Source organism: Caulobacter sp. SRI_008 (genome assembly GCF_057586355.1).
Map to the genome: position 1 here is coordinate 66,148 of NZ_JBYCZS010000024.1, position 22,157 is coordinate 88,304.

Consider the following 22,157-nt stretch of genomic DNA (forward strand, 5'->3'; position numbering starts at 1 on the left):
GCTGCACGCGGTGTTGAGTTCTGAGAGACCCCTCACCCGACCCTGCTCCGCAGGGCCACCCTCTCCCGCAAGGGGAGAGGGACATGGGTTGGCGGCCTCCCGTGAAAACTCACGAAAGTTGATGGGGAGGCGCGGAGCGGCCGGGCGGAGCCCGGAGACCGTGATGTGGTTTAGCGTTTCGGCTTCGTCTGACCGCTCCGCCACACCGTAGGCTCGAAGGACCGGGGGCGCGGGTGCTTTTTCAACCCTGGACCCGGTTGTCCCTCGGACGGGCAGGACCAATAGCCCCGCGGTGATCCGGCGGCGCCTCGGCTGATCCTGTTAGGCCGGTTTGAAACGATCCCGGCCCTGTCGACCCGCTTGTCTCGTCACGGAACGGCTGGCGGCCCAATCACGCCTTCTGAGCGATCCTGCAAACCCGCCCTTCCCATGACGCAACAAGCGGCCCCGCTCGATGCGATCTCAGCCGCTAACTCGGGCCGGTACCAAGAGCCCTCCCCATGGCTGGGATGGGGATGATTATGGGGGGTCTGGAGTGGGGGAGGATAAGTTGGGGTTATAAAGTTTCAGGGCGTTGAGTTCGCTGGACTCTTTTCCGATTACGCCGTGTGAAGAGCGTGCGTAAGGCCGCCCCAACTCCGTAAAATCCCCGCGAAAGCGGGGACCCAGGCTTTTTCTGCCACCCGCCGCGCTCGACGATAAAACACCTGGGTCCCCGCTTTCGCGGGGATTTTACGGGGGAGGAAGGCCAAGCCAAGTCTCGCCCCCCTAACCCACTTGGGCACAAACCTCTACCGCGTCCCGAATAGCGCCGAACCGACCCGGACGGATGTGGCTCCACAGGCGATGGCGGTTTCAAAGTCGTCGCTCATGCCCATGGAGAGCTTCGCAAGGCCGTTGCGGGCGGCGATGTCGGCCAACAGGCGGAAATGCGGAGCGGGATCCTCATCGGCCGGCGGGATGCACATCAGGCCTTCCACGGCGAGGCCGTAGGTTTCTCGGCAAGCGGCGATGAAGGTATCGGCGTCGGCGGGGGTGATCCCGGCCTTCTGCGGCTCCTCGCCGGTGTTGACCTGGACGTAGAGGCGCGGGGCCTTGCCCTGGGCCTGGACCTCGTCGGCGAGCACGCGGGCCAGCTTCTCGCGATCCAGGGTCTCGATGACGTCGAAGAAGGCCACGGCGTCGCGGGCCTTGTTGGTCTGCAGGGGGCCGATCAGGCGCAGTTCGATCTCGCCGCGATGCGCGCTCCAGCGTTCCTTGGCCTCCTGCACGCGGTTCTCGCCGAAAACCCGCTGGCCCCCGTCGAAGACCGGGGCGATATGGTCCCAGGGCTGCAGCTTCGACACCGCCACCAGCTGGACGGAGTCGGCGGCGCGGCCGGCGGCCTTCGCGGCGGCCGCGATGCGGGACTGGATGGAGATCAGGGCTTCGGACATGGCGGACCAGGAAACGGACAGTCTGGAGACCCTCTCTAGAACGGCCGCGCGGCTTCGCCCATGGGCCTGGCCGGGCGATCCCCTGCCCCGGCTGCTGTTTTTCACCGATCCGATCCGCACGCCCGATCCGGAAGGCCTCGCCGAGCGCCTGCCGGCCGGCGCGGGGATCGTCTATCGGCCCTTCGACGCCGCCGACGCGGTCGAGCGCGGCTTGCGTCTGGCCAAGATCGCCCAAAGGCGCGGCCTGCTGCTGCTGGCCGGCGCCGATGTGGCCCTGGCCGAAGCGATCGGCGCGCACGGCGTGCACCTGCCCCAGCGGCTGGCGGAAACAGCCCCGGCCATCCGCGCGGCCCATCCGGCCTGGCGGGTCACGGCGGCGGCGCACGACGCGGCCGCCGCGCGAGCCGCAGAGCTAGCCGGGGTCGAAGCGCTGGTGGTCTCGCCAGTCTTTGCCAGCAACAGCCCGTCGGCCGGAACGCCGTTGGGGGTTGAGGGTCTGGCGGTGATCAACGCCAGCATCGCCCTGCCCGTCTACGCCCTGGGCGGCGTCAACGCGAAGACCGCCGACGCGCTGGTCGGCGCGGACGTCTATGGTTTGGCGGGGATCGAGGGGTTCAGCGCTTAGCCACCATTCTCCCGTCATTCCCGCCCTTGTGGCGGGAACCCCTCTGTCAGCCGCAAGGGCAGATGGGGCGACGTGCTGAGCACGTCGCTTGCAGTTCACGTGCGAACGGAACCAGGGGTTCCCGCCACAAGGGCGGGAATGACGGGAAGTTGAAATGTCTGGGATCGAGCTCGAAGCTCAGATCACAAGGATCAGAACTTGAACGCCGTCTCGAGCTTCACGCGCGGGGCGGGCTCGCGGGTTTCGTTCTTGCGGGCGGCCACGGCGGGGTTGTTCTCGCCCAGGGCCACGGCGCCGCCGACGCGGATCGACGGGGTGACCTTGAAGTAGGCCCCGGCCTGGACGTCCTTCAACTCCATGTCGCGACCGACGGGCTGGTCGAGGTCGAGCTTGAGGCCCCACTTGCCCTTGCGGGCGTCGAATTCGAGGGTCTTCTTCGGGCCTTGCGGGCTGAAGGGCGCGCCCTGCGAACCGGTGAAGTCGTTCTTTACGGAGAAGTCGGCGGTGGCGGGCGCGGTGCGGGTCTTCGTCTGGGCGTGCGCGATCGAGGCCGATCCCGTCAGGATCAGCGCGGCGGCGGCGCCTGCCATTACGAATTGGGTCGCGACCTTCGTCACTCGACACCTGTCCCCAAAATTACCCCTGCCCGAACCCTATATAGGCACGGACACCCTGAACGCCGAATAAAGGCCTGAATACAACGCGGTCAACAGGGCTTGGATCACGCGGATCGTCGCAGGTTACGATTCAAGCGGCGCCTGTGGCGGTCATGTCACGCGATTCCTGTTTTGACGCGGCGCGGCCATGCTATAGAGCCGTTCCGGCTGCGGGGGCGCGCCTGGGCTGCGCGCACGCGCCGGCAGACATTTGGAGCAAGGTACTATGGCGTTTGAGCGTGGGTCGGTGTTGCGCGGCGTCGCCGCTGGCGTTCTGGCGCTGTCGGTTCTCGGCGTTGGCGCTTGCAGCAGCAACAAGCCGCCCAAGACCTTCACGACCCAGAGCGAAGAGCCGGGCTTCCAGCCCTTCGGCCTCTTCAAGAAGAGCGCGCCCAAGGCCGCCACGAGCGAAGGCTCGATCGGCGTCAACGGCTTCCTGTGGCGCGCGTCGCTGGACACCCTGGCGTTCATGCCGCTGGCCTCGGCCGACCCGTACGGCGGCGTGATCGTCACCGACTGGTACGTGAACCCGGAAAAGCCGGAAGAGCGGTTCAAGGCGACCGTCTACATCCTCGACACCCGCCTGCGCGCCGACGGTCTGAACGTGACCATCTTCAAGCAGGCCAAGGACGCTTCAGGCGCCTGGGTCGACACGGCGGCCGCGGACCAGACCGCGACCGACATCGAGAACGCCATTCTGACGCGCGCGCGCCAGCTTCGCCTCTCGAACATCAAGAACTAAGGACCTCTCGTCCTTCGCACGCCTTTCGGGAGCTCCCTGGCGACAAGGGGCTCCCGTTCGCATATTTAGGCGCGCCCGGACCGCGAAACCGCTTATGACCATTGCGGACCGCGCCCGGCGCGTATGACGCAAGCTCTTTTGGTTTCCATGGCCCGCTACAATCCCAAAGACACCGAGCCGAAGTGGCGTGAACGCTGGGCGCAAGCCGAGACGTTCCTGACGCCGATCACCCCGGATGCGCGGCCGAAATACTACGTGCTCGAGATGTTCCCCTATCCGTCGGGGCGCATCCACATGGGCCACGTGCGCAACTACGCCATGGGCGACGTCGTGGCCCGCTACAAGCGCGCCCAGGGCTTCAACGTGCTGCACCCGATGGGCTGGGACGCCTTCGGCATGCCGGCCGAGAACGCCGCCATGGAGCGCGGCGTCCACCCCAAGGGCTGGACCTACGACAACATCGCCGCCATGCGCGAGCAGCTGAAGGCCCTGGGCCTGTCGGTCGACTGGTCGCGCGAGTTCGCCACCTGCGACCCGGAATATTACGGCAAGCAGCAGGCCTGGTTCCTGCGCCTGCTGAAGCGCGGCCTGGTCTATCGCAAGGAAGCCTCGGTCAACTGGGACCCGGTCGACATGACCGTGCTGGCCAACGAGCAGGTCATCGACGGCAAGGGCTGGCGCTCGGGCGCGACCGTGGAGAAGCGCAAGCTGACCCAGTGGTTCCTGCGCATCACCGACTACGCCGACGCCCTGATCGACGGGCTGAAGACCCTGGATCGCTGGCCCGAGAAGGTCCGCATCATGCAGGAGAACTGGATCGGCCGGTCCAAGGGGCTGCGGTTCAAGTTCCAGTTTGACGGCGAAGCGCCCGACGGCCTGGCCGAGGGGCTGGAGGTCTACACCACCCGTCCCGACACCCTGTTCGGCGCCAGCTTCGTGGGCATCGCCCCCGAGCACCCGCTGGCCGAGCAGCTGGCGGTCGAGAACCCCGACCTGCAGGCCTTCATCGCAGAGTGCCGCAAGGGCGGCACCTCCGAGGCCGACATCGAAGGCGCCGAGAAGCTGGGTCGCGACACCGGCCTGCGCGTGAAGCACCCGCTGGACCCGTCGATCACCCTGCCCGTCTGGATCGCCAACTTCATCCTGATGGACTACGGCACCGGCGCGATCTTCGCCTGCCCGGCCCACGACCAGCGCGACCTGGACTTCGCCCGCAAGTACGACCTGCCGGTGAAGCCCGTGGTGCTGCCGGCGGGCGCGGATCCGGCTGAGTTCACGGTCGGCAAGGAGGCCTATGTCGGCCCCGGCAAGATCTTCAACTCGGAGTTCCTGGACGGGATGGACGTCGAGGCCGCCAAGGCCGAGGCGGTGGCCCGCATCGAGACCACCGGCCAGGGCCAGGGCGCGACCGTCTACCGCCTGCGCGACTGGGGCGTCTCGCGCCAGCGCTACTGGGGCTGCCCGATCCCGGTCATCCACTGCGAGGCCTGCGGCCCGGTGTCGGTGCCGGAAGACCAGCTGCCGGTGGTGCTGCCCGAGGACGTCACCTTCGACCCCAACAAGCCGGGCAACCCGCTGGTGCGGCACCCGACCTGGAAGCACGTCAATTGCCCGTCGTGCGGCGCCCCGGCCGAGCGCGAAACCGACACGCTGGACACCTTCGTCGACAGCAGCTGGTACTTCGCCCGCTTCACCGACCCAACCGCCGCCGAGCCGATCGACAAGGCCTGCGCCGACCACTGGATGCCGGTGGACCAGTATATCGGCGGCGTCGAGCACGCCGTGCTGCACCTGCTGTACGCCCGCTTCATCACCAAGGCGCTGAAGGACGAGGGTCTGCTGTCGGTCGATGAGCCGTTCGCGGGCCTGTTCACCCAGGGCATGGTCACCCACGAGGCCTACAAGAACGCGGCTGGCGAGTGGGTCGAGCCGTCGGACGTGGTGATCACGGCCGAGGGTAACAGCCGCACCGCCAAGCACGCCAAGACCGGCGCGCCAATCCTCATCGGCGACATCGAGAAGATGTCGAAGTCGAAGAAGAACGTCGTCGCTCCGGAAGACATCTTCGAGGCCTACGGCGTCGACGCCGCGCGCCTGTTCGTGATGAGCGACAGCCCGCCCGAGCGCGACGTGCAGTGGACCAACAGCGGCGTGGAGGGCTCCTGGCGCTTCACCCACCGCCTGTGGAACGAGTTCGACAGCCAGCCGACCGGCGACTTCGCTCATGACGAGGCCGACGAGACGGCCCTGGCCCTGCGCAAGGCGGCCCACAAGCTGATCGGCTTCGTCACCGACAGCATCGAGGGCTTCCGCTTCAACAGCGGCGTGGCGCGCCTGTACGAGTTCCTGAACGCCCTGAAGGCCGCTCCGGCGGAAGGGGCTTCGGAAGCCGTGCTGGCGGCCCGCGCCGAGGCCCTGGACATCCTGGCCCGCCTGGTCGCCCCGTTCACCCCTCACCTGGCCGAAGAAGCCTGGGTGCGTCTGGGTCGCGAGGGCATGGTGGTCGATGCCGCCTGGCCCAAGGCCGATCCGGCCCTGGCCGCCGACGACGAGCGCGTGCTGCCGATCCAGATCAACGGCAAGCGCCGCGGCGAGATCAAGGTCAAGGCCGGCGCCCCGGACGACGAGGTGCAGAAAATCGCTCTGGCGGATCCGGGCGTCATGGCCCACCTTGAGGGGGTCACGGTCCGCAAGGTGATCGTGGTCAAAGACCGCATCGTCAACATCGTGGCGAACTGATCCATGAAGCGTCTCCTGGCGGCCGCCGCCCTCCTCTCGACCCTGGCTCTGTCGGCCTGCGGTTTCACCCCGCTCTACGCCCAGCACGGGGTCACCGGCGGGCTCGGCGCGATCGAGGTGGTGGCCGCTGAGGGCCGCGCCGGCTACCTGCTGCGCGAGCAGCTGGAAGACGCCCTGGCGCGCAACCCCAGCGTCCTGCCCTCGCACCGCCTGAGCTATACGGTGAAGGAAAACCGCTATGCTCGCGGCGTGCGCGTGGACAACGTGGCCAACCGCTACGAGCTCAACATGAAGGTCGACTGGAAGCTGGTCGACGCCACGACCGGCTCGGAGGTCCGCAAGGGCCAGACGATCGCCGTGGTGACCTACGATTCCGCCGACCAGCCCTATGCGGCCATCGCCGCCCAGCAGGACGGCCAGGAACGAGCCGCCGCCGAGGTGGCGCGCAAGATCCAGCTGGACCTCGCCGCCTGGCTGGCCGGCAAGGCGCCCGCCTGACCTCGTGGCCATTCTTTCCAAGCGGCAGGACGTCGAGCGGTTCCTGAAGGATCCGACCCCCGACGTCCGGGCCGTCGTCATCTACGGCAAGGATCGCGGCGTCGTGCGCGACCGCGCCACCCAGCTCGCTCACAAGGTGGTCGAGCGGCCCGACGATCCCTTCGACACCGCTCTGCTGACCGAGGGCGACCTCGACAGCCAGCCGGGCCGTCTGGAAGACGAGCTGGCCGCCCTGTCGATGATGGGCGGCAAACGGCTCGTACGCCTGCGCCTGATGGGCGAGAAGGCCGGACCCGACAAGCAGGCCGCCGAGGCCCTCACCGCCCATGTCGAGGGCCGCCTGAACCCGGAGGCCTTCTTCCTGGTCGAGGCCGGGGCCCTGGGCCGCGACTCCGCCCTGCGCAAGACGGGTGAGAAGGCCAACGGCTGCTACGTCATCCCCTGCTACGAGGACGAGGTCGGCGACATGGCGCGCCTGACCCGCGACGCGCTGTCGAGGGACGGCGTCAGCCTCAACGGCGAGGCGCTGGACCTGTTCGTCAACCGCTTGCCCAAGGAGCGCGGCGTGGCCCGCGCCGAGATCGAGCGGCTGGCGCTGTATCTCGGCCCCAACAGCGGCGTGTTGGCCACCCCGGCCGACCTGACCGACTTTCTCGGCGTCGAGCCCGAGGCTTCGCTGAGCGACGCCGCCGCCGACGCCTTCGGCGGCCGCATCGGTCCCGCCCAGGCTGGCCTGCGCCGCGCCGCCCAGGAGGGTGAAGGCGGCCCCGCGGCCGTACGGGCCATGGGCTACTATCTGGGCCGTCTGCGCCGCACCCTGACCCTGCACAAAAACGGCGTGGACCTGGGAGCCGCCGCCAAGGCCTCGGGCGTGTTCTGGAAGACCGAGCGGGAATTCCTGCGCCAGGCCCGCGCCTGGACGCTGGAGCACCTTCTGACCGTGCAGCAGGACATCCTGACCGCCGACAAGGCCTGCAAGACCTCCGGCTCGCCCGACCAGCTGATCGCCGAACGCCTGGCCCTGCAGATCGCCGGCCGCGCACGTCGGCTGGGGCTCTGAGCGGCGCAAGGTTGATCTTACGTCGGTAAACTGATTGGCTTCTCGCTGGGATCGGGCGGGGGAAGCATCATGCGCGGCGTCTTGCTGGCGGCCAGTCTGTTTTGGCTTGGCGCGCCGCCCGCCTTAGCCCAGTCGCTGACCGCCGGCGAGATCGCCCAGGTCGACGCCATAGCCGCCAAGGCCCTGGCGGACGGCGTCACCCCCTCGCTGTCGATCGCCGTAGGCCTTGGCGAAGGCCAGCTGGCCTTCGCCAAGGCCTACGGGCTGCGGACGCTCGACCCGCCACAGGCCGCCGACGTCGACGCCCGCTACGACATCGGCTCGGTCTCCAAGCAGTTCACCGCCGCCATTGCGCTGCGTTTGGCCGACAAGGGCGCGCTGGCGCTCGACGACAAGATCTCGGCCCGCCTCCCAGGCCTCTCCGGCGGCGAGACGATCACGCTGCGCCAGGCTCTCAACCACACGGCCGGCTACAACAGCTACTTCATGCTCGATTTTCTGCCGGCCGAGAGCGAGCGGCCGATCGCCCCGATCGACATCGCCCGGCGCTGGGGCCGTGCGCCGCTCGACTTCCCGCCCGGTACGCGCTGGGACTACAGCAACACCGGCTATGCGGTCGCCGGCCTGGTCGTCGAGCAGGCCTCCGGCCGGTCCTTGGCCGATCTGCTCGCGGACGAGATCTTCGCGCCCCTGAACATGACCAGCGCCGCACCGACCGACCGGCGTCCCCTCGCCGCCTCCGACGCCCGAGGCTATACGCGCACCGCCACCCAGCCGCCTCGCGTCGCGCCCCAGGCGGGTCCAGGCTGGACCTTCGGAGCCGGCGGTCTGGCCATGACCGCCTCCGACCTGGCGCGCTGGGATGTCGCCATGCTCGACGGCCGCCTGCTCTCGGCCGGCGCCTGGACGGTCCAACGCGATACCGCCCGCCTGACGGACGGCTCCGACACAGGCTACGGCCTGGGCGTCTATGTTGATGTGGTCGAGGGCCATCACCGGGTTCGCCACGACGGCGCGGCCTATGGCTTCACCGCCGAGAACCGGGTCTATCCGGACGAGGCGGCGGCGGTCGTGGTGCTGTCAAACGCCGACTTCGGCCACGCCGTCGGCGGCGTCGCCGACGCGCTGGAGCGCCTGCTGCTGCGGTCGCGCGAGATCACCGTCGCAGAAACGCCGCGTCCCCTGCCGGCGGCGCCTGTCGCCGACCCCGAGGCGCTCACCCGGTTCCGCGCGCTGCTCATCCAGCTCGCCGACGGCGATCTCGACCGTGGGCGGCTGCGCCCCGATCTCTCGGCCTATCTCTCCGGCGCCGTGCTTGATGACTACCGCGCGAGCCTGAAATCGCTCGGCCCGCCGGCGGCGATCGTCCAGCTGCGCAGCGACGAGATCGGCGGCCTGCGCGCGAGCCTCTATCGGTTGACCTGGACGGACGTGACGATGATCGGCGTCCTGCGGATCGCACCCGACGGCGCGATCGCGTCGTTCGCCCTGTTCGAACCTTAAGATGCGTGCCCCCGCACACAAGCCCCCGCACGGCGAAGAGGCCGAGATAGAGATTCGGCCTTCAAGGCAAAGCCTTTGAGCGCAACCAATCGCCAGTCTTGTGGAAAATCATCGCGGGACGGACGACCGATTTATGCGGTCGGATCCGGCTTTCGCCTTGCTGAGCAAGGCCTTAGCGCGAAATCAGCGCCGCCCTGCCCTCGCCTGTGGCGAACGGCGCGGCCCGGTATACGGCCGCGCCTTCTTCCGTGCGCGACAGAAGACCCTCGAGACGCCCTATTTCAGGCGCCCCGGGTCAGGCGGTTGCAGAGGTCGTCCAGCTGCTCGAGCGTCGCGTAGCGGACGATCAGCGAACCGGCGCCGCCGCGATGGTCGATCTCGACGTCGAGGCCGAGCACCGACGACAGGTCGGCTTCCAGGGCCTGGGTGTCGGTGTCCTTGGCGCGCGGCGCCTTGGGCGCGCCGCCGGCCTTGGCGCGCGGGGTCGCATCGCCGGTCTGGGCGACACGGGCCAGGGCCTCGGTCTCGCGCACCGACAGGCCGCCGTCGATGACCTGTTGGGCCAGGGCGCCGGGATCGGCCGCCGTGGCGATGGCGCGGGCGTGGCCGGCCGTCAGGGCCCCGGTAACCAGGTGCTGTTGCACGGCTTCCGGCAGGGCCAGCAGGCGCAGGGTGTTGGCCACGTGGCTGCGGCTCTTGCCGATGGTCTGGGCGATCGCGTCCTGGGTGCGGCCGAACTTGTCCATCAGCACGCGGTAGCTCAGCGCCTCTTCGAGGATGTTGAGGTCCGAGCGCTGGACGTTCTCGATGATGCCAATCTCGAGCACGGCCAGGTCGTCGAGCTCGCGCACGATGATCGGTACGGTCTTGAGGCCAGCCCGCTGGGCGGCGCGCCAGCGACGCTCGCCGGCGACGATCTGGTACTCGCCCGGAGCGCCCGGCGCCGGCCGCACCAGGATCGGCTGCAGCACGCCCTTCTCGGCGATCGAGTTGGCCAGTTCTACCAGGTCATCCTCGCGGAAGGTCCGGCGGGGCTGATCGGGATTACGCTTCAGCAGCTCGATCGGCGCCTCGCGCGAGCCGCCGGTATTGTCGCCCGGCGCCTGTGCAGGGGCCGCATCGACCTCGCCCAGCAGCGCCGACAGACCGCGACCCAGACCCCGACGGCCTTCCGACATCCCCGCTTCACCGACCACGACCGTCTCCTGGAAACTTCAAATTCGATAACGACTTCGACCCGTATCCTCAGGTCGTCTTCACCCTGTGGATCAGGCCGCCTGGGCCTGACGGTCCTTCTCGCGGCTGATGACCTCGCGGGCCAGACGCAGATAGGCCTGCGATCCGGCGCATTTGAGGTCGTACAGCAGCACCGGCTTGCCGAACGACGGCGCCTCCGACACCCGGACGTTGCGCGGTATGACCGCGTCATAGACCTTGTCGCCGAAGTGATCCCGGACATCCTTGGCCACCTGTTCAGACAGGCTGTTGCGGCGATCGTACATGGTCAGCACCACGCCCTGGATCTCCAGGCGCGGATTGAGGCTGCCCCGGACGCGCTCGATGGTGCGGATCAGCTGGGTCAGGCCCTCCAGGGCGAAGAACTCGCACTGCAGCGGCACGAACACGGCGTCAGCCGCGGTCATGGCGTTGACCGTCAGCACGTTCAGCGACGGCGGGCAGTCGATCAGCACATAGGTGTAGGGGCCGTTGGCGCGCAGCGGCTCCAGAGCGTCGCGCAGGCGGTAGGAACGGCGGGCCACCTGGCCCAGCTCCAGCTCGACGCCCGACAGGTCGGCGTCGGCCGGGATCACGTCCAGGCCCGGCAGCGAGGTCTGGACGGCGGCCTCGATCACCGGCGCCTCGCCCATCAGCACGTCGTACAGCGTCTTCTTGCGCTGCAGGCGACCGATCCCCAGGCCCGTCGAGCAGTTGCCCTGCGGGTCGGCGTCGATCAGCAGCACGCGCTCGCCGCAGGCCGCCAGGGCGGTGCCCAGGTTGATGGCCGTGGTGGTCTTGCCCACCCCGCCCTTCTGGTTGGCGACGGCCAGGACTCTCAGCTCAGACTTTGCGGACACGGCTCAGCCCCTTGATTTGCACGACATGGCCGCGCGGATCGCTCTTGGAGCTCCGCACGTCCGACTCGAACTTCCAGGTCTTCTCGGCTTCGGCGATCTCGGCGGCGACCTCCTGGCCCTTCAGGAGCCAGGCGACCGCGCCGCGCTTGAAATAGGGTTGGGCGAATTCCAGCAGGCGCGGCATCGGCGCGCAGGCCCGGGCCGTGACCACCTGGACCTTCAGGTCCAGGCTCTCGGCGCGAGCGTTGTGGATCTCGACCGGCAGGTCGAGTTCGCGGGAAACGGCCTCGAGGAAGCGGCAGCGCTTGGCCATGCTCTCGACGAGGTGGACCTTGGCCCCCGGAACGTCCTTCAGCAGGATGGCCAGCACCACGCCGGGCAGGCCGGCGCCGGCCCCCAGGTCGGCCCAGACCTTGGCCTGGGGGGCGAAGGTCAGCAGCTGGGCGCTGTCCCAGGCGTGACGGTTCCAATAGGCGGCCATCGAGGCCGGGCCGACCAGGTTCATCACCGCGTTCCACTCGGCCAGCAGCTCGCGATAGCGGGCGAGATCCGCGATCTGGACGTCGGTCGCGCCCGTCAGCCTCTGGAAGGCCGGGGCGTCGACCGGGTCGAGCGTCTCGATGACGAATTCGGATACGGCCATCAGGCGGCGCGACCCCGACGAACGTGGGCCAGCAGGGCCGTCAGCGCGCCGGGGGTCACCCCCTCGATGCGGGCGGCCTGGCCCAGGGTCAGGGGCTTCACCCGGATCAGCTTCTCGCGCACCTCGTTCGAGAGGCTGCCGATATCGCGGTAGTCGAGGTCGGCCGGCAGGCGCAGGTCCTCGTCCTTGCGCAGGGATTCGGCGTCGGCGCGCTGGCGGTCGAGATAGCCGGCATAGGCCGCCTCGATCTCGATCTGCTCGCGGGCCATCGGGCTCCAGTCGGCGATCTCCGGCCAGACGCGGACCAGGTCGTCGAGGCCGACGTCGGGATAGGCCAGCATGGCCAGGACGTCGCGGCGCTGGCCGTCGGCATTGACCTTGAAGCCGGCCTTCACGGCCTCGGCGGGTGTCATGTTCAGCGCCCGGGCGCGGGCGCGAACGGCGGCCAGTTCGGCGGCCTTGGCCTCCCAGGCGGCGGCGCGGGCCTCGCCGACGACGCCCAGTTCGACGCCGCGCCCGGTCAGGCGCTGGTCGGCGTTGTCGGCGCGCAGGGTCAGGCGGAACTCGGCCCGGCTGGTGAACATGCGGTAGGGCTCGGTCACGCCACGTGTGACCAGGTCGTCGATCATCACGCCGATATAGGCCTCGTCGCGCGCGAAGACGGCCGGCTCGCGGCCCAGCGCCGACAGCGCGGCGTTCATGCCGGCGACCAGGCCCTGCGCCCCGGCCTCTTCATAGCCCGTGGTGCCGTTGATCTGGCCGGCCAGATAGAGGCCCGGCAGGCGCTTGGTCTCCAGCGTGGCGTAGAGCTCGCGCGGGTCGACATAGTCGTATTCGATCGCATAGCCGTAGCGGATCACCTCCACGGCCTCGAGACCGGGAATGGTGCGCAGGAAGAGCAGCTGGGTTTCGGCCGAGACCGAGGTCGAGACGCCGTTCGGATAGACGGTGTCGTCGTCCAGGCCCTCCGGCTCCAGGAACACCTGGTGGCTGGTCTTGTCGGCGAAGCGGACGACCTTGTCCTCGATCGACGGGCAATAGCGCGGGCCGATCCCCGTGGCGCGGCCGCCATAGACGGCGGACTCGCCCAAACGATCGGCGATGATCTTGTGGGTTTCCTCGGTCGTATAGGTGATGCCGCAGCGGATCTGCGGCACGTCGATACGGTCGTTGAGGAAGGAGAACGGCACGGGCTCTTCGTCGGCCGCCTGCATCTCCAGGCGGTCCCAGGCGATGGTCTTGCCGTCGAGACGGGCGGGCGTGCCGGTCTTCAGGCGGCCCATGTCGAAGCCGAGGCCATAGAGGCGGTCGGATAGGCCGATGGACGGCTGGTCGCCCACGCGGCCGGCCGGGATGCGGGTCTCGCCTTGGTGGATCAGGCCCTTGAGGAAGGTGCCGGTGGTCAGCACCACCTTGGGGGCGCGATAGACGCTCCCCTCCCCGTCCACGGCGCCGGCCACGTGGCCGTCCTCGACGATCAGGTCTTCGGCCGCGGCGGCGATCACGTCGAGGTTCGGATAGGCGAACAGCTCGGCCTGCATGGCCTCGCGATAGAGCTTGCGGTCGATCTGCGAGCGCGGGCCGCGCACGGCAGGGCCCTTGGAGCGGTTCAGCATCCGATACTGGATGCCGGCCTTGTCGGCCATGCGGCCCATCAGGCCGTCCAGGGCGTCGATCTCGCGAACCAGGTGGCCCTTGCCGAGGCCGCCGATGGCCGGGTTGCACGACATCTCGCCGACGGTTTCACGTTTGTGGGTCAGCAGCAGGGTGCGCGCGCCGGTGCGCGCGGCCGCGGCCGCGGCTTCGCAGCCGGCATGACCGCCGCCGACGACGATGACGTCCCAGGCCTGTTGGCCATTGGGGGGCGAGATAGTGGACAAGGGAGAAGCGCCTCAATGCGGAACGCCCCCGTCGCGGCGGGGGCGTGTCCAGACTTATAGCCGCAAGCCGCCCTGTGGGCGAGTCGAGACCGGCGCGTTTCACGTGAAACGCCGTGTGCGTATCTGTGGTCAGCCTGTGGACCGTTCAAGGCGGTGTTCCACGTGAAACATTCACTTCCCAATGCAGAAGCTTGAAAAGACACGGTCAAGCACGTCTTCCGGGTCGATCCGGCCGGTGATCCGGGAAAGCGCCCGGGCGGCGAGACGAACGTCCTCCGCAGCCAGTTCCACGTCGTCGGTTTCGGCCAAGGCGCGCTCCAGATAGGCCCTCGCCTCGCCCAGACGTTCCGCGTGACGGATCCGGGTGGCCGCCGGGAACTCCGCGCCGGACAGCGCCTCGACCACGTGATCGGTCAGAACGGCGCGGATGGGATCGGCCCCCTCCTCCCGTGCCGACAGCGCCGCCACGTGCAACCCCAGCGCCTCGGCCTCGGCGCGTATGGCCGCCACGACGCCCGGCTCTACCAGATCGGTCTTGTTGACCACCATCCAGTCGCCGCTACGGATTATTGCGTGGTGTTCGGAATGTTTCACGTGAAACTCCGCCGCGTCCACGACCCACAGACGCAGATCGGCGTCTTCGGCCCAGGCCCGCGCCCGGCGCACGCCCTCGGCCTCGATGTCGTCGGAGGTCTCGCGGATACCGGCCGTATCGGCCAGCAAGGCCTTGTAGCCGCCCAACACCAAGGGAACCTCGATGACGTCCCGCGTGGTGCCCGGGGTCGCCGTGACGATGGCGGCGTCGCGCTCGGCCAGGGCGTTCAGTAGCGTACTCTTGCCGGCATTGGGCGCGCCGACCAGGGCGATGCGGAAGCCGTCCCGCACCCGCCGCCCACGTGCGACATCAGCCAAAGCGGCGTCGATCTCGAACTTCAAAGTCTCCAGCCCGGGCCGCGCGCGGGCCGCCACGTCCTCGGGCAATTCCTCGTCGGGAAAGTCGACGGCGGCCTCCAGCATGGCCAGCGCCTGGACCAGAAGATCCCGCCAGGCGTCGTAGCGGCGGCCCAAGGCGCCGCCTAGCTGACCCAGCGCCTGCTTGCGCTGGCCTTCGGTCTCGGCGTCGATCAGGTCGCCCACGGCCTCGGCCTGGGCCAGGTCGAGCTTGCCGTGCTGGAAGGCGCGCCGGGTGAACTCGCCGGGTTCGGCCAAGCGCAGGCCCAGGGCCGACAGCGCGGCCAGCAGCGCCTCGACGACCGCCCGGCCGCCATGCACGTGAAACTCCGCGGCGTCCTCGCCGGTGTAGCTGGCCGGCCCCTGGAACCACAGCACCAGGGCGTCATCGAGCGCCACGCCGTCATGGCGGAGGGTGCGCAGGGCCGCCTGACGCGGCTTGGGCAGGTTTCCCGCGAGGGCCCGTACGGCGTCGCTGCTGGCGGGACCGGAGACGCGGATCACCGCCACGGCGGCGCGACCGGCCGCGGTGGCCGGCGCGTAGATCGTATCGACCATCAGATCAGTCGCGCTTGCCGACCGCCGCTCCGGCCGCGGCCGTCATCAGCTTGCGGAAGCTGTCCTGCGCGCCGGCGCCGAACGCCATCCAGTTCTTCAGCAATTCCTCAGGCGCCAGCATCGCCATGTTGGAGTCCATGCGCGCCTGCATCTCCTTGACGAGATGTTCGTTCAGCGGGCTCACGTCCGGCAGGCCCAGAAAGGCCCGCGCCTCGACCGGGGTGCAGTCGATCTCGATCGTCATCTTCATCGAAAAGGTTCCCTGGCGGCGGGCCACGAGATTGTGACGTCGCACCCTGCTCGCCACAGGTTAGAGCGCTTCGGTCGAAAGTCCCAATCGACGGCCCAAGGGTGGCCCCCATGGTGGCCTTGAGTACGGAGAAAGCCCAATGAGCGAGACCCTCACGATCACCACGCCCGACGGCGACTTCACGGCCTATGTGGCCCGCCCCGCCACGGGTGACGCCGCGCCGCCGGCCATCGTCGTCATCCAGGAGATCTTCGGCGTCAACCAGGTGATGCGCGACATCTGCGACAAGCTGGCCGGCGAGGGCTTCCTGGCCGTCTGTCCCGACCTCTTCTGGCGGATCGAGCCCGGCATCGACATCACCGACAAGTCCGAGGCCGAGTGGAAGAAGGCCTTCGAACTGTTCAACGCGTTCGACGTGGACGCCGGGGTCGCCGACATCGACGCGACCATCGACGCCATCCGCCCGCAGTCGTCGGGCAAGGTCGGCGCGGTCGGCTACTGCCTGGGCGGCCTGCTGGCCTTTCTGACCGCCACCCGCACCGACGCGGACGCCAGCGTCTCCTATTACGGCGTCGGCCTGGAGAAGCACGTCGGCGAGGCCGAGAAGCTGGAAAAGCCGCTGCTGCTGCACGTGGCCGAGGAAGACAAGTTCGTGCCCAAGGAAGCCCAGCAGGTGATCTTCGCGGCCCTGAAGGACCACCCGCAGATCACGCTTCATACCTATGCCGGCCGCGACCACGCTTTCGCGCGTGAAGGTGGTGAGCACTATGACGCCGCCGATGCGTCCCTCGCCAACGGCCGCAGCCTGGCCTTCTTCAAGAAGACCCTCGCCTGATGCTGGCCGTCGAAGCCAAGGCCGCCGGCGGCCCCGAAGTGCTGGAGGTCGTCGAGCGCGACCTGCCCTCCCCCGGTCCCGGCCAGATCCTCGTCCGCCACGCGGCCGTCGGTCTGAACTTCATCGACACCTATCACCGCTCCGGCCTCTACCCGCTGAAGTACCCGCAGGTGCTCGGCCTGGAGGCCGCGGGCCACGTGGAAGCCATTGGTGAGGGCGTGACCCGCTTCGCCGTCGGCGATCGCGTCGCCTACAACGGCACCATGGGCGCCTATGCTGAAGCGTCGATCGTGCCGGCCGACCGGGCGGTGAAGGTTCCGGAAGGCGTCGAGCTGGAGGTCGCCGCCGCTGTGCTGCTGAAGGGCATGACGGCCGAGTTCCTGGTCCGTCGCTGCTTCCCCGTGAAGGCCGGCCAGACCCTGCTGATCCACGCCGCCGCCGGCGGGGTCGGCCAGATCCTGGTGCAGTGGGCCAAGGCCCTGGGCGCCAGCGTCATCGCCACGGTCGGCTCGGAGGCCAAGGCCCAGATCGTCCGCGACCTCGGCGCCGACCACGTGATCCTCTACGACCACGAGGACGTCGCCGCCCGGGTGGCCGAGATCACCGGCGGGGCCGGCGTGCCGGTCGTCTATGACGGCGTCGGCAAGGACACCTTCCAGGGCAGCCTGAAGAGCCTGGGCCGTCGAGGCGTGCTGGTGACCTATGGCAACGCCTCGGGACCCGTGCCGCCGTTCGCCCCGCTGGAGCTGGGCGCCAAGTCGGCCTGTATCACCCGCCCTCGCCTGTTCGACTACATCGTCACGACCGAGGAGCTCGACGCGAGCGCCGCGGCCCTGTTCGAGGTGCTGGCCTCGGGCGCGGTGAAGATCGAGATCGGTCAGCGGTTCCCGCTGGCGGAGGCGCGGCAGGCGCATGAGGCGCTGGAGGGACGGAAGACGACGGGGGCGACGGTGTTGGTGCCCTAGGCCCGGGGAAACCCCCTCCGGCCCTCCGGGCCACCTCCCCCAGAGGGGGAGGATCTACGCCGCAGATGCTCCCCCTCTGGGGGAGCTGTCGCGGAGCGACTGAGGGGGTTCACCAACCCCACCGACCAACAAAAAAAGCCCCGGATCGCTCCGGGGCCTTTCTCGTGTTTCACGTGAAACACCAAGCTTAAGTATTCATGCTCTGGAAGAAATCGCCGTTCGTCTTCGACTGGCGCAGCTTCTCGAGCAGGAACTCGATGGCGTCCGAAGCGCCCATCGGATTGAGGATCCGGCGCAGCACGTAGGTCTTCTGCAGCTGGTCGCGCGGGGTGATGAGCTCTTCCTTGCGGGTGCCCGACTTGAGCACGTCGATGGCCGGGAAGATGCGCTTGTCGGCCACCTTGCGGTCGAGGACGATTTCCGAGTTACCGGTGCCCTTGAACTCTTCGAAGATGACTTCGTCCATCCGGCTGCCGGTGTCGATCAGGGCCGTGGCGATGATCGACAGCGAGCCGCCCTCTTCCACGTTGCGCGCGGCGCCGAAGAAGCGCTTGGGGCGCTGCAGGGCGTTGGCGTCGACACCACCAGTCAGGACCTTGCCCGACGACGGCACCACGGTGTTGTAGGCGCGGCCGAGGCGCGTGACCGAGTCCAGCAGGATGACGACGTCGCGCTTGTGCTCGACCAGGCGCTTGGCCTTCTCGATGACCATCTCGGCGACCTGCACGTGGCGCGTGGCCGGCTCGTCGAAGGTCGAGGCGATGACCTCGCCCTTCACCGTGCGCTGCATGTCGGTGACTTCTTCCGGGCGCTCGTCGATCAGCAGGACGATCAGATAGCACTCGGGGTGGTTGGTCTCGATCGACTTGGCGATGTTCTGCAGCATCACCGTCTTACCCACGCGCGGCGGGGCGACGATCAGGCAGCGCTGGCCCTTGCCGAGCGGGGCGACGATGTCGATGACGCGGCCCGAGCGATCCTTGATGGTCGGATCGGGCAGCTCCATGTTCAGGCGCTCTTCGGGATAGAGCGGCGTCAGGTTGTCGAAGTGCACCTTGTGGCGCACGTTCTCGGGGCTTTCGAAGTTGATCTTCGAGACGCTGGTCAGGGCAAAATAACGCTCGCCTTCGCGCGGCGAACGGATCGCGCCCTCGACGCTGTCGCCGGTGCGCAGGCCGAACTTGCGGATCTGCGAGGGCGAAACGTAGATGTCGTCCGGACCCGGCAGGTAGTTGGCTTCCGGCGAGCGCAGGAAGCCGAAGCCGTCCTGGACCACTTCCATGGTGCCCGAACCGAAGATCTCCACGCCTTCTTCGGCGAGGGTCTTCAGGATGGCGAACATCATGTCCTGCTTGCGCATGGAGTTGGCGTTCTCGACCTCGAAGGTCTCGGCGAACGCCAGCAGGTCGGCCGGGGACTTTTCCTTCAGTTCCTGCAGCGACATGCGCGTCAGGCCCATGGCGGCGATGGCCGCGGTGATTTCGGCGTTGTCGTCCTCGTCGCCGGCGTCGCCTTCGGCGGCGTTGTCGGCGGAGGCTTCAGCAGTGGTGTCGATCGCGGCGTCTTCCGTCGTTTCGACGGTGTCGAGCGAGGTTTCCAGCTCGGCGGGGACTTGCGGGTCGGTGTCTTCAGACATGCATGGACTCACGGTGGCCCGGATACGATCCGGGCTTGGGTAGAAATTCAGCCGGCTCCACGTGGAAGCGGCGATGGGGTCGCGCCATTGACGACGGCGCGGATCGATCAGGGGAACGGATCATGAGGCGCACCAGGACGGGCGCGATCCGTGAAAGGCGGGAACGCTGCGGTATGACCGCAACGTCTGACCAAGACGGGAACCACAAGGCGGCCCCGGGGTCAAGCGCTACCGGAGCAGTCCTGTGGGCGCTCGTCATCCCGCCTGAGGATGAAGGTGGGAGAATGCGGGGGCCAGGCCCCCTTCCCGCTAGTTCAGGTACTTGGTCGTCACCGACAGCACGATGACGATCGCCGCCACGAAGGGCAGCTCGTTGGTCGCGCGCCAGAACTTTTCCGAGCGGGTGTTCTGGCCGGCCTCGAACTGGCGGCGGGCCTTCGACAGAAAGCCGTGCCAGCCGAACAGGAAGAACACCCCGGCCAGCTTGGCCAGCATCCAGGGCTTCAGCAGAAAGTCCCAGCCGCGAATGGCGCCGTCGGCCATGATCAGGCCAAGGCCGAAGACCAGGGCGGCGACCATCGCCGGATTGATGATCCCGCGCAGCAACCGGCGCTCCATGACCTTGAAGGTCGCGTCCATCTCCGAACCGAGCGTGGCGCCGGTGTGGTAGACGTAGAGGCGCGGCAGGTAGAGCATCCCCGCCATCCAGGCGATCACGGCCAGGATGTGCAGGCCGCGGATCAGGTTGAAATGCTCGACCAGGAAGTCGGTCACGCGGCGGCTCCCGAATGGACTTTGGGGCAGGGTTGGTCGTCTTCGCAGATCAGCGACGACGGATCGGCGAGGGCTTCCGTGACCAGAGTCCCCAAACAATCGATGAACGCCGGCGTCACGCCCAGGGCCGGCGGGCGGACATAGATCGAGCCCCCGTGCTCGTAGGCCAGCTCGCGATATTCGACGTCGAGCTCGACCAGGGTCTCGATATGCTCGGAGACGAAGGCGATCGGCGCGACGACCAGGGCCAGGCCGGCCTGCGCGGCCGCCTTGACCTCGTCGTCCGTCGACGGACCGATCCACTTCAGCGGGCCGACCCGGCTCTGGTAGCTGATCTTCCAGTCGACGCCCTCGCCCAGGATATCGCCCAGCTTGGCGACAACGGCCGCGGCCGTGGCCTCGACCTGGCGCTGGTAGGGATCGCCGGCGATGATCACCTTCTCGGGCAGACCATGGGCCGAGAACAGGATGCGCGCCGGCTTGGGCGAACCGGCTTTGAGGTAGTCCTGGCGGATCAGATCCGCGTGCGCCTGCACGAACCCTTCGGCCGTGGGATAGCAGCACACGGTCGTCGTCCGACCTGGGCCTTTGCGATAAGCGCGGTTCCACGCTTTCAGCGACGAGGCCGTCGTCGTGGTCGAGTACTGCGGATAGAGCGGCAGCAGCACCACCTCGTCGGGGCCGAAGGCCTTCACGGCCTTGGCCGTCTCGCCGGTCAGCGGATCCCAGTAGCGCATGGCGATGAAGGTCTTGACCGTATCGCCCGGCAACCGCTGGGCCAGCACCGCCTCGAGCGCCGCCGCCTGCTTCTGCGTTTCCGGCAGCAGGGGCGAGCCGCCGCCCATCAGGGCGTAGTTGGCGCGCGCCGACTTGGCCCGGGTGGTCGAGATCAGGGTCGCCACCGGATAGCGGACGAAGAACGGCGCCTGGATGATCGCCGGATCACGGAACAGGTTGAACAGGAACGGCCGCACGGCCTCCTGACGATCGGGTCCGCCCAGGTTGAACAGGACGACGGCGATCTTGCGACCGTTCTTCTGCTGGCTCACTGGCCGGTCACCCGCTTCAGCACCTGCTCGACATGAGCGATCGGCGTATCGGGCAGAATGCCGTGACCCAGGTTGAAGATATAGGGGCCCTGTCCCCACTGCGCGAGCATCTGGTCGACGCGTTCGTCCAGCGCCGCCCCGCCGGCCCGCAGCAGCAGCGGATCGAGGGCGCCCTGGATGGTCTTGGTCTTCTGGATCGTCTGACCCAGCTTCGCCGAGGCCGAGGTATCGAGCGCCACCGCCTCCACCGGCACGGCCTGCGCGTAGGCTTCTACGAGCGTTCCGGCCCCGCGGGGGAAGCCGATGAGCGGCACGGTCACGCCGCGGGCGCGCAGGCCCTCGACGATAGCGATGTGGGGCCGGGTCACCAGACGCTCGAACAGCGGCTCTGAGAGGCCTTCAGCCCAGCTCTCGAACAGCTTCAGCGCCTGGGCGCCGGAAGCGGCCTGCATGGCCAGATAGTCCACCGTCGCGTCGACCAGGATCTGGATCAGCCGGTCCAGCTTGTCGGCGTGCTGGTAGGCGAAGGTCCGCGCGCCCGAGCGATCGCTGGAGCCGCCTTCGATCATGTAGGTGGCCACCGTCCACGGCGCGCCGGCGAAACCGATCAGGGCCTTGGACGGATCGATGTCGGCGCGAACCCGCGACAGCGTTTCGCCGACGGCCTTCAGGGCTTCACCCGCCTGGCCCACCTTGTCGGCCATGGCGTCGAGATCCGGCAGCTCACCGAGCTTGGGACCCTCGCCGGCCTCGAACCAGACCTTCTGGCCGAGAGCGCCGGGGATCAGCAGGATGTCGGCGAAGACGATGGCCGCGTCATACGGAAAACGACGCAGCGGCTGCAGCGTCACCTCGGCCGCCTTTTCGGGGTTCAGGCAGAAGCTGATGAAATCCGGGGTCGTCGCGCGCACGGCGCGGTACTCGGGAAGGTACCGTCCCGCCTGACGCATGAACCAGACCGGGGGACGCTCGGCGGTCTCGCCAGCCAGCACGGAGAGAAACTTCGGGATCGGGGCGCTCGTCATACCGGCGTTAAATCCCGGCGAGCCTTCCCACTCAAGTCCGGGAGACCCCGTACCCTCTTATTCTTCTTAAAAATAAGATTCTTAGAAAGGTAGGAGGAAGGAGGAGGGCAAGTGCAACACGGGGATAAGTCCGCCCGTGTGGAGGAGTCCAACAGGCCCTACTCGGTATGCCCAAGCTTGGTCCACATGGGGGTCATACCTTGTGAACTCCGTGGACAAGCCGCCAGGGCCCTGGAATCCCTAAGGAACCCAGATGC

Annotated in this window: 20 protein-coding genes; 8 read left to right on the forward strand and 12 right to left on the reverse strand. The window is 68.2% G+C overall.

Translation table 11 applies throughout. From position 1 onward, the window contains the following. Positions 1–791: 791 nt before the first annotated feature. On the reverse strand, positions 792–1,436 hold the full coding sequence (locus AC2YHT_RS19940) for a YggS family pyridoxal phosphate-dependent enzyme (RefSeq protein WP_487291638.1): 645 nt from the start codon (positions 1,434–1,436) through the stop codon (positions 792–794). Here AC2YHT_RS19940 and AC2YHT_RS19945 point away from each other — a divergent pair. Next, entirely contained in the window at positions 1,435–2,061 is a 627-nt protein-coding gene (locus tag AC2YHT_RS19945; protein WP_487291639.1) for a thiamine phosphate synthase, read from the forward strand. The genes AC2YHT_RS19940 and AC2YHT_RS19945 overlap by 2 nt on opposite strands. A 191-nt stretch (positions 2,062–2,252) precedes the next feature. Here AC2YHT_RS19945 and AC2YHT_RS19950 read toward each other — a convergent pair whose 3' ends face one another. Beyond that, positions 2,253–2,678: an NtrZ family periplasmic regulatory protein gene (locus AC2YHT_RS19950; protein WP_487291640.1), complete on the reverse strand. Its 426-nt coding sequence runs from the start codon at positions 2,676–2,678 to the stop codon at positions 2,253–2,255. A gap of 250 nt (positions 2,679–2,928) precedes the next feature. On the opposite strand from AC2YHT_RS19950, the gene AC2YHT_RS19955 reads away from it, so the two are divergent. The 5 genes from AC2YHT_RS19955 (at position 2,929) to AC2YHT_RS19975 (ending at position 9,259) form a co-directional block, all read left to right on the forward strand. Then, positions 2,929–3,459 carry a DUF3576 domain-containing protein gene (locus tag AC2YHT_RS19955; RefSeq protein WP_487291641.1) on the forward strand — a complete coding sequence of 177 codons (531 nt, stop codon included), beginning with the start codon at positions 2,929–2,931 and terminating at the stop codon, positions 3,457–3,459. Between the two features lie 147 nt (positions 3,460–3,606). Further along, complete coding sequence (gene leuS, locus AC2YHT_RS19960) at positions 3,607–6,198, forward strand: leucine--tRNA ligase (protein WP_487291660.1); 2,592 nt, start codon at positions 3,607–3,609, stop codon at positions 6,196–6,198. A gap of 3 nt (positions 6,199–6,201) precedes the next feature. Further along, complete coding sequence (gene lptE, locus AC2YHT_RS19965) at positions 6,202–6,696, forward strand: LPS assembly lipoprotein LptE (RefSeq protein ID WP_487291642.1); 495 nt, start codon at positions 6,202–6,204, stop codon at positions 6,694–6,696. Positions 6,697–6,706: 10 nt separating this feature from the next. Continuing rightward, positions 6,707–7,756, forward strand: a complete 1,050-nt coding sequence (gene holA / locus AC2YHT_RS19970) for a DNA polymerase III subunit delta (RefSeq protein WP_487291661.1) — start codon at positions 6,707–6,709, stop codon at positions 7,754–7,756. Between the two features lie 69 nt (positions 7,757–7,825). Then, positions 7,826–9,259 carry a serine hydrolase domain-containing protein gene (locus AC2YHT_RS19975; protein WP_487291643.1) on the forward strand — a complete coding sequence of 478 codons (1,434 nt, stop codon included), beginning with the start codon at positions 7,826–7,828 and terminating at the stop codon, positions 9,257–9,259. Between the two features lie 281 nt (positions 9,260–9,540). Here AC2YHT_RS19975 and AC2YHT_RS19980 read toward each other — a convergent pair whose 3' ends face one another. The 6 genes from AC2YHT_RS19980 to AC2YHT_RS20005 all read right to left on the reverse strand — a co-directional run bounded on the left by AC2YHT_RS19980 (position 9,541) and on the right by AC2YHT_RS20005 (position 15,616). Further along, complete coding sequence (locus AC2YHT_RS19980; protein WP_487291662.1) at positions 9,541–10,437, reverse strand: ParB/RepB/Spo0J family partition protein; 897 nt, start codon at positions 10,435–10,437, stop codon at positions 9,541–9,543. Positions 10,438–10,527: 90 nt separating this feature from the next. Beyond that, a complete protein-coding gene (locus tag AC2YHT_RS19985) occupies positions 10,528–11,334 on the reverse strand; it encodes a ParA family protein (RefSeq protein WP_110121127.1) in 807 nt (268 codons plus the stop codon). After that, on the reverse strand, positions 11,318–11,977 hold the full coding sequence (rsmG, locus tag AC2YHT_RS19990; RefSeq protein WP_487291644.1) for a 16S rRNA (guanine(527)-N(7))-methyltransferase RsmG: 660 nt from the start codon (positions 11,975–11,977) through the stop codon (positions 11,318–11,320). Before rsmG ends, AC2YHT_RS19985 begins: the two co-directional genes overlap by 17 nt. Beyond that, a complete protein-coding gene (gene mnmG, locus AC2YHT_RS19995; RefSeq protein ID WP_487291663.1) occupies positions 11,977–13,848 on the reverse strand; it encodes a tRNA uridine-5-carboxymethylaminomethyl(34) synthesis enzyme MnmG in 1,872 nt (623 codons plus the stop codon). The genes rsmG and mnmG overlap by 1 nt, the downstream gene beginning before the upstream one ends. A gap of 180 nt (positions 13,849–14,028) precedes the next feature. Beyond that, complete coding sequence (gene mnmE, locus AC2YHT_RS20000) at positions 14,029–15,366, reverse strand: tRNA uridine-5-carboxymethylaminomethyl(34) synthesis GTPase MnmE (protein WP_487291645.1); 1,338 nt, start codon at positions 15,364–15,366, stop codon at positions 14,029–14,031. A 4-nt stretch (positions 15,367–15,370) separates the two neighbouring features. After that, positions 15,371–15,616, reverse strand: coding sequence for a DUF6489 family protein (locus AC2YHT_RS20005; RefSeq protein WP_110121131.1), 246 nt, complete (start codon positions 15,614–15,616; stop codon positions 15,371–15,373). Positions 15,617–15,755: 139 nt separating this feature from the next. On the opposite strand from AC2YHT_RS20005, the gene AC2YHT_RS20010 reads away from it, so the two are divergent. Beyond that, positions 15,756–16,451, forward strand: a complete 696-nt coding sequence (locus AC2YHT_RS20010; RefSeq protein ID WP_487291646.1) for a dienelactone hydrolase family protein — start codon at positions 15,756–15,758, stop codon at positions 16,449–16,451. After that, entirely contained in the window at positions 16,451–17,416 is a 966-nt protein-coding gene (locus tag AC2YHT_RS20015) for a quinone oxidoreductase family protein (RefSeq protein ID WP_487291647.1), read from the forward strand. The genes AC2YHT_RS20010 and AC2YHT_RS20015 overlap by 1 nt, the downstream gene beginning before the upstream one ends. A gap of 187 nt (positions 17,417–17,603) precedes the next feature. Here AC2YHT_RS20015 and rho read toward each other — a convergent pair whose 3' ends face one another. The 4 genes from rho to hemE form a co-directional block, all read right to left on the reverse strand. Continuing rightward, positions 17,604–19,052, reverse strand: coding sequence for a transcription termination factor Rho (gene rho, locus AC2YHT_RS20020; protein ID WP_110121134.1), 1,449 nt, complete (start codon positions 19,050–19,052; stop codon positions 17,604–17,606). Positions 19,053–19,361: 309 nt separating this feature from the next. Further along, a complete protein-coding gene (locus tag AC2YHT_RS20025) occupies positions 19,362–19,874 on the reverse strand; it encodes a CopD family protein (protein WP_487291664.1) in 513 nt (170 codons plus the stop codon). Beyond that, positions 19,823–20,875, reverse strand: a complete 1,053-nt coding sequence (gene hemH, locus AC2YHT_RS20030) for a ferrochelatase (protein WP_487291648.1) — start codon at positions 20,873–20,875, stop codon at positions 19,823–19,825. The genes AC2YHT_RS20025 and hemH overlap by 52 nt, the downstream gene beginning before the upstream one ends. Beyond that, on the reverse strand, positions 20,872–21,900 hold the full coding sequence (hemE, locus tag AC2YHT_RS20035) for a uroporphyrinogen decarboxylase (protein WP_487291649.1): 1,029 nt from the start codon (positions 21,898–21,900) through the stop codon (positions 20,872–20,874). The genes hemH and hemE overlap by 4 nt, the downstream gene beginning before the upstream one ends. Positions 21,901–22,157 lie beyond the last annotated feature (257 nt).

Bases quoted from the DNA above. Each gene is read 5' to 3' on its own strand.
- rsmG (WP_487291644.1), bottom strand. From the start codon at position 11,977: ATGGCCGTATCCGAATTCGTCATCGAGACGCTCGACCCGGTCGACGCC.
- leuS (WP_487291660.1), top strand. From the start codon at position 3,607: ATGGCCCGCTACAATCCCAAAGACACCGAGCCGAAGTGGCGTGAACGC.
- AC2YHT_RS19945 (WP_487291639.1), top strand. From the start codon at position 1,435: ATGGCGGACCAGGAAACGGACAGTCTGGAGACCCTCTCTAGAACGGCC.
- AC2YHT_RS20005 (WP_110121131.1), bottom strand. From the start codon at position 15,616: ATGAAGATGACGATCGAGATCGACTGCACCCCGGTCGAGGCGCGGGCC.
- lptE (WP_487291642.1), top strand. From the start codon at position 6,202: ATGAAGCGTCTCCTGGCGGCCGCCGCCCTCCTCTCGACCCTGGCTCTG.
- hemE (WP_487291649.1), bottom strand. From the start codon at position 21,900: ATGACGAGCGCCCCGATCCCGAAGTTTCTCTCCGTGCTGGCTGGCGAG.
- AC2YHT_RS20010 (WP_487291646.1), top strand. From the start codon at position 15,756: ATGAGCGAGACCCTCACGATCACCACGCCCGACGGCGACTTCACGGCC.
- AC2YHT_RS19980 (WP_487291662.1), bottom strand. From the start codon at position 10,437: ATGTCGGAAGGCCGTCGGGGTCTGGGTCGCGGTCTGTCGGCGCTGCTG.
- AC2YHT_RS19975 (WP_487291643.1), top strand. From the start codon at position 7,826: ATGCGCGGCGTCTTGCTGGCGGCCAGTCTGTTTTGGCTTGGCGCGCCG.
- mnmE (WP_487291645.1), bottom strand. From the start codon at position 15,366: ATGGTCGATACGATCTACGCGCCGGCCACCGCGGCCGGTCGCGCCGCC.
- AC2YHT_RS20015 (WP_487291647.1), top strand. From the start codon at position 16,451: ATGCTGGCCGTCGAAGCCAAGGCCGCCGGCGGCCCCGAAGTGCTGGAG.
- AC2YHT_RS19940 (WP_487291638.1), bottom strand. From the start codon at position 1,436: ATGTCCGAAGCCCTGATCTCCATCCAGTCCCGCATCGCGGCCGCCGCG.
- rho (WP_110121134.1), bottom strand. From the start codon at position 19,052: ATGTCTGAAGACACCGACCCGCAAGTCCCCGCCGAGCTGGAAACCTCG.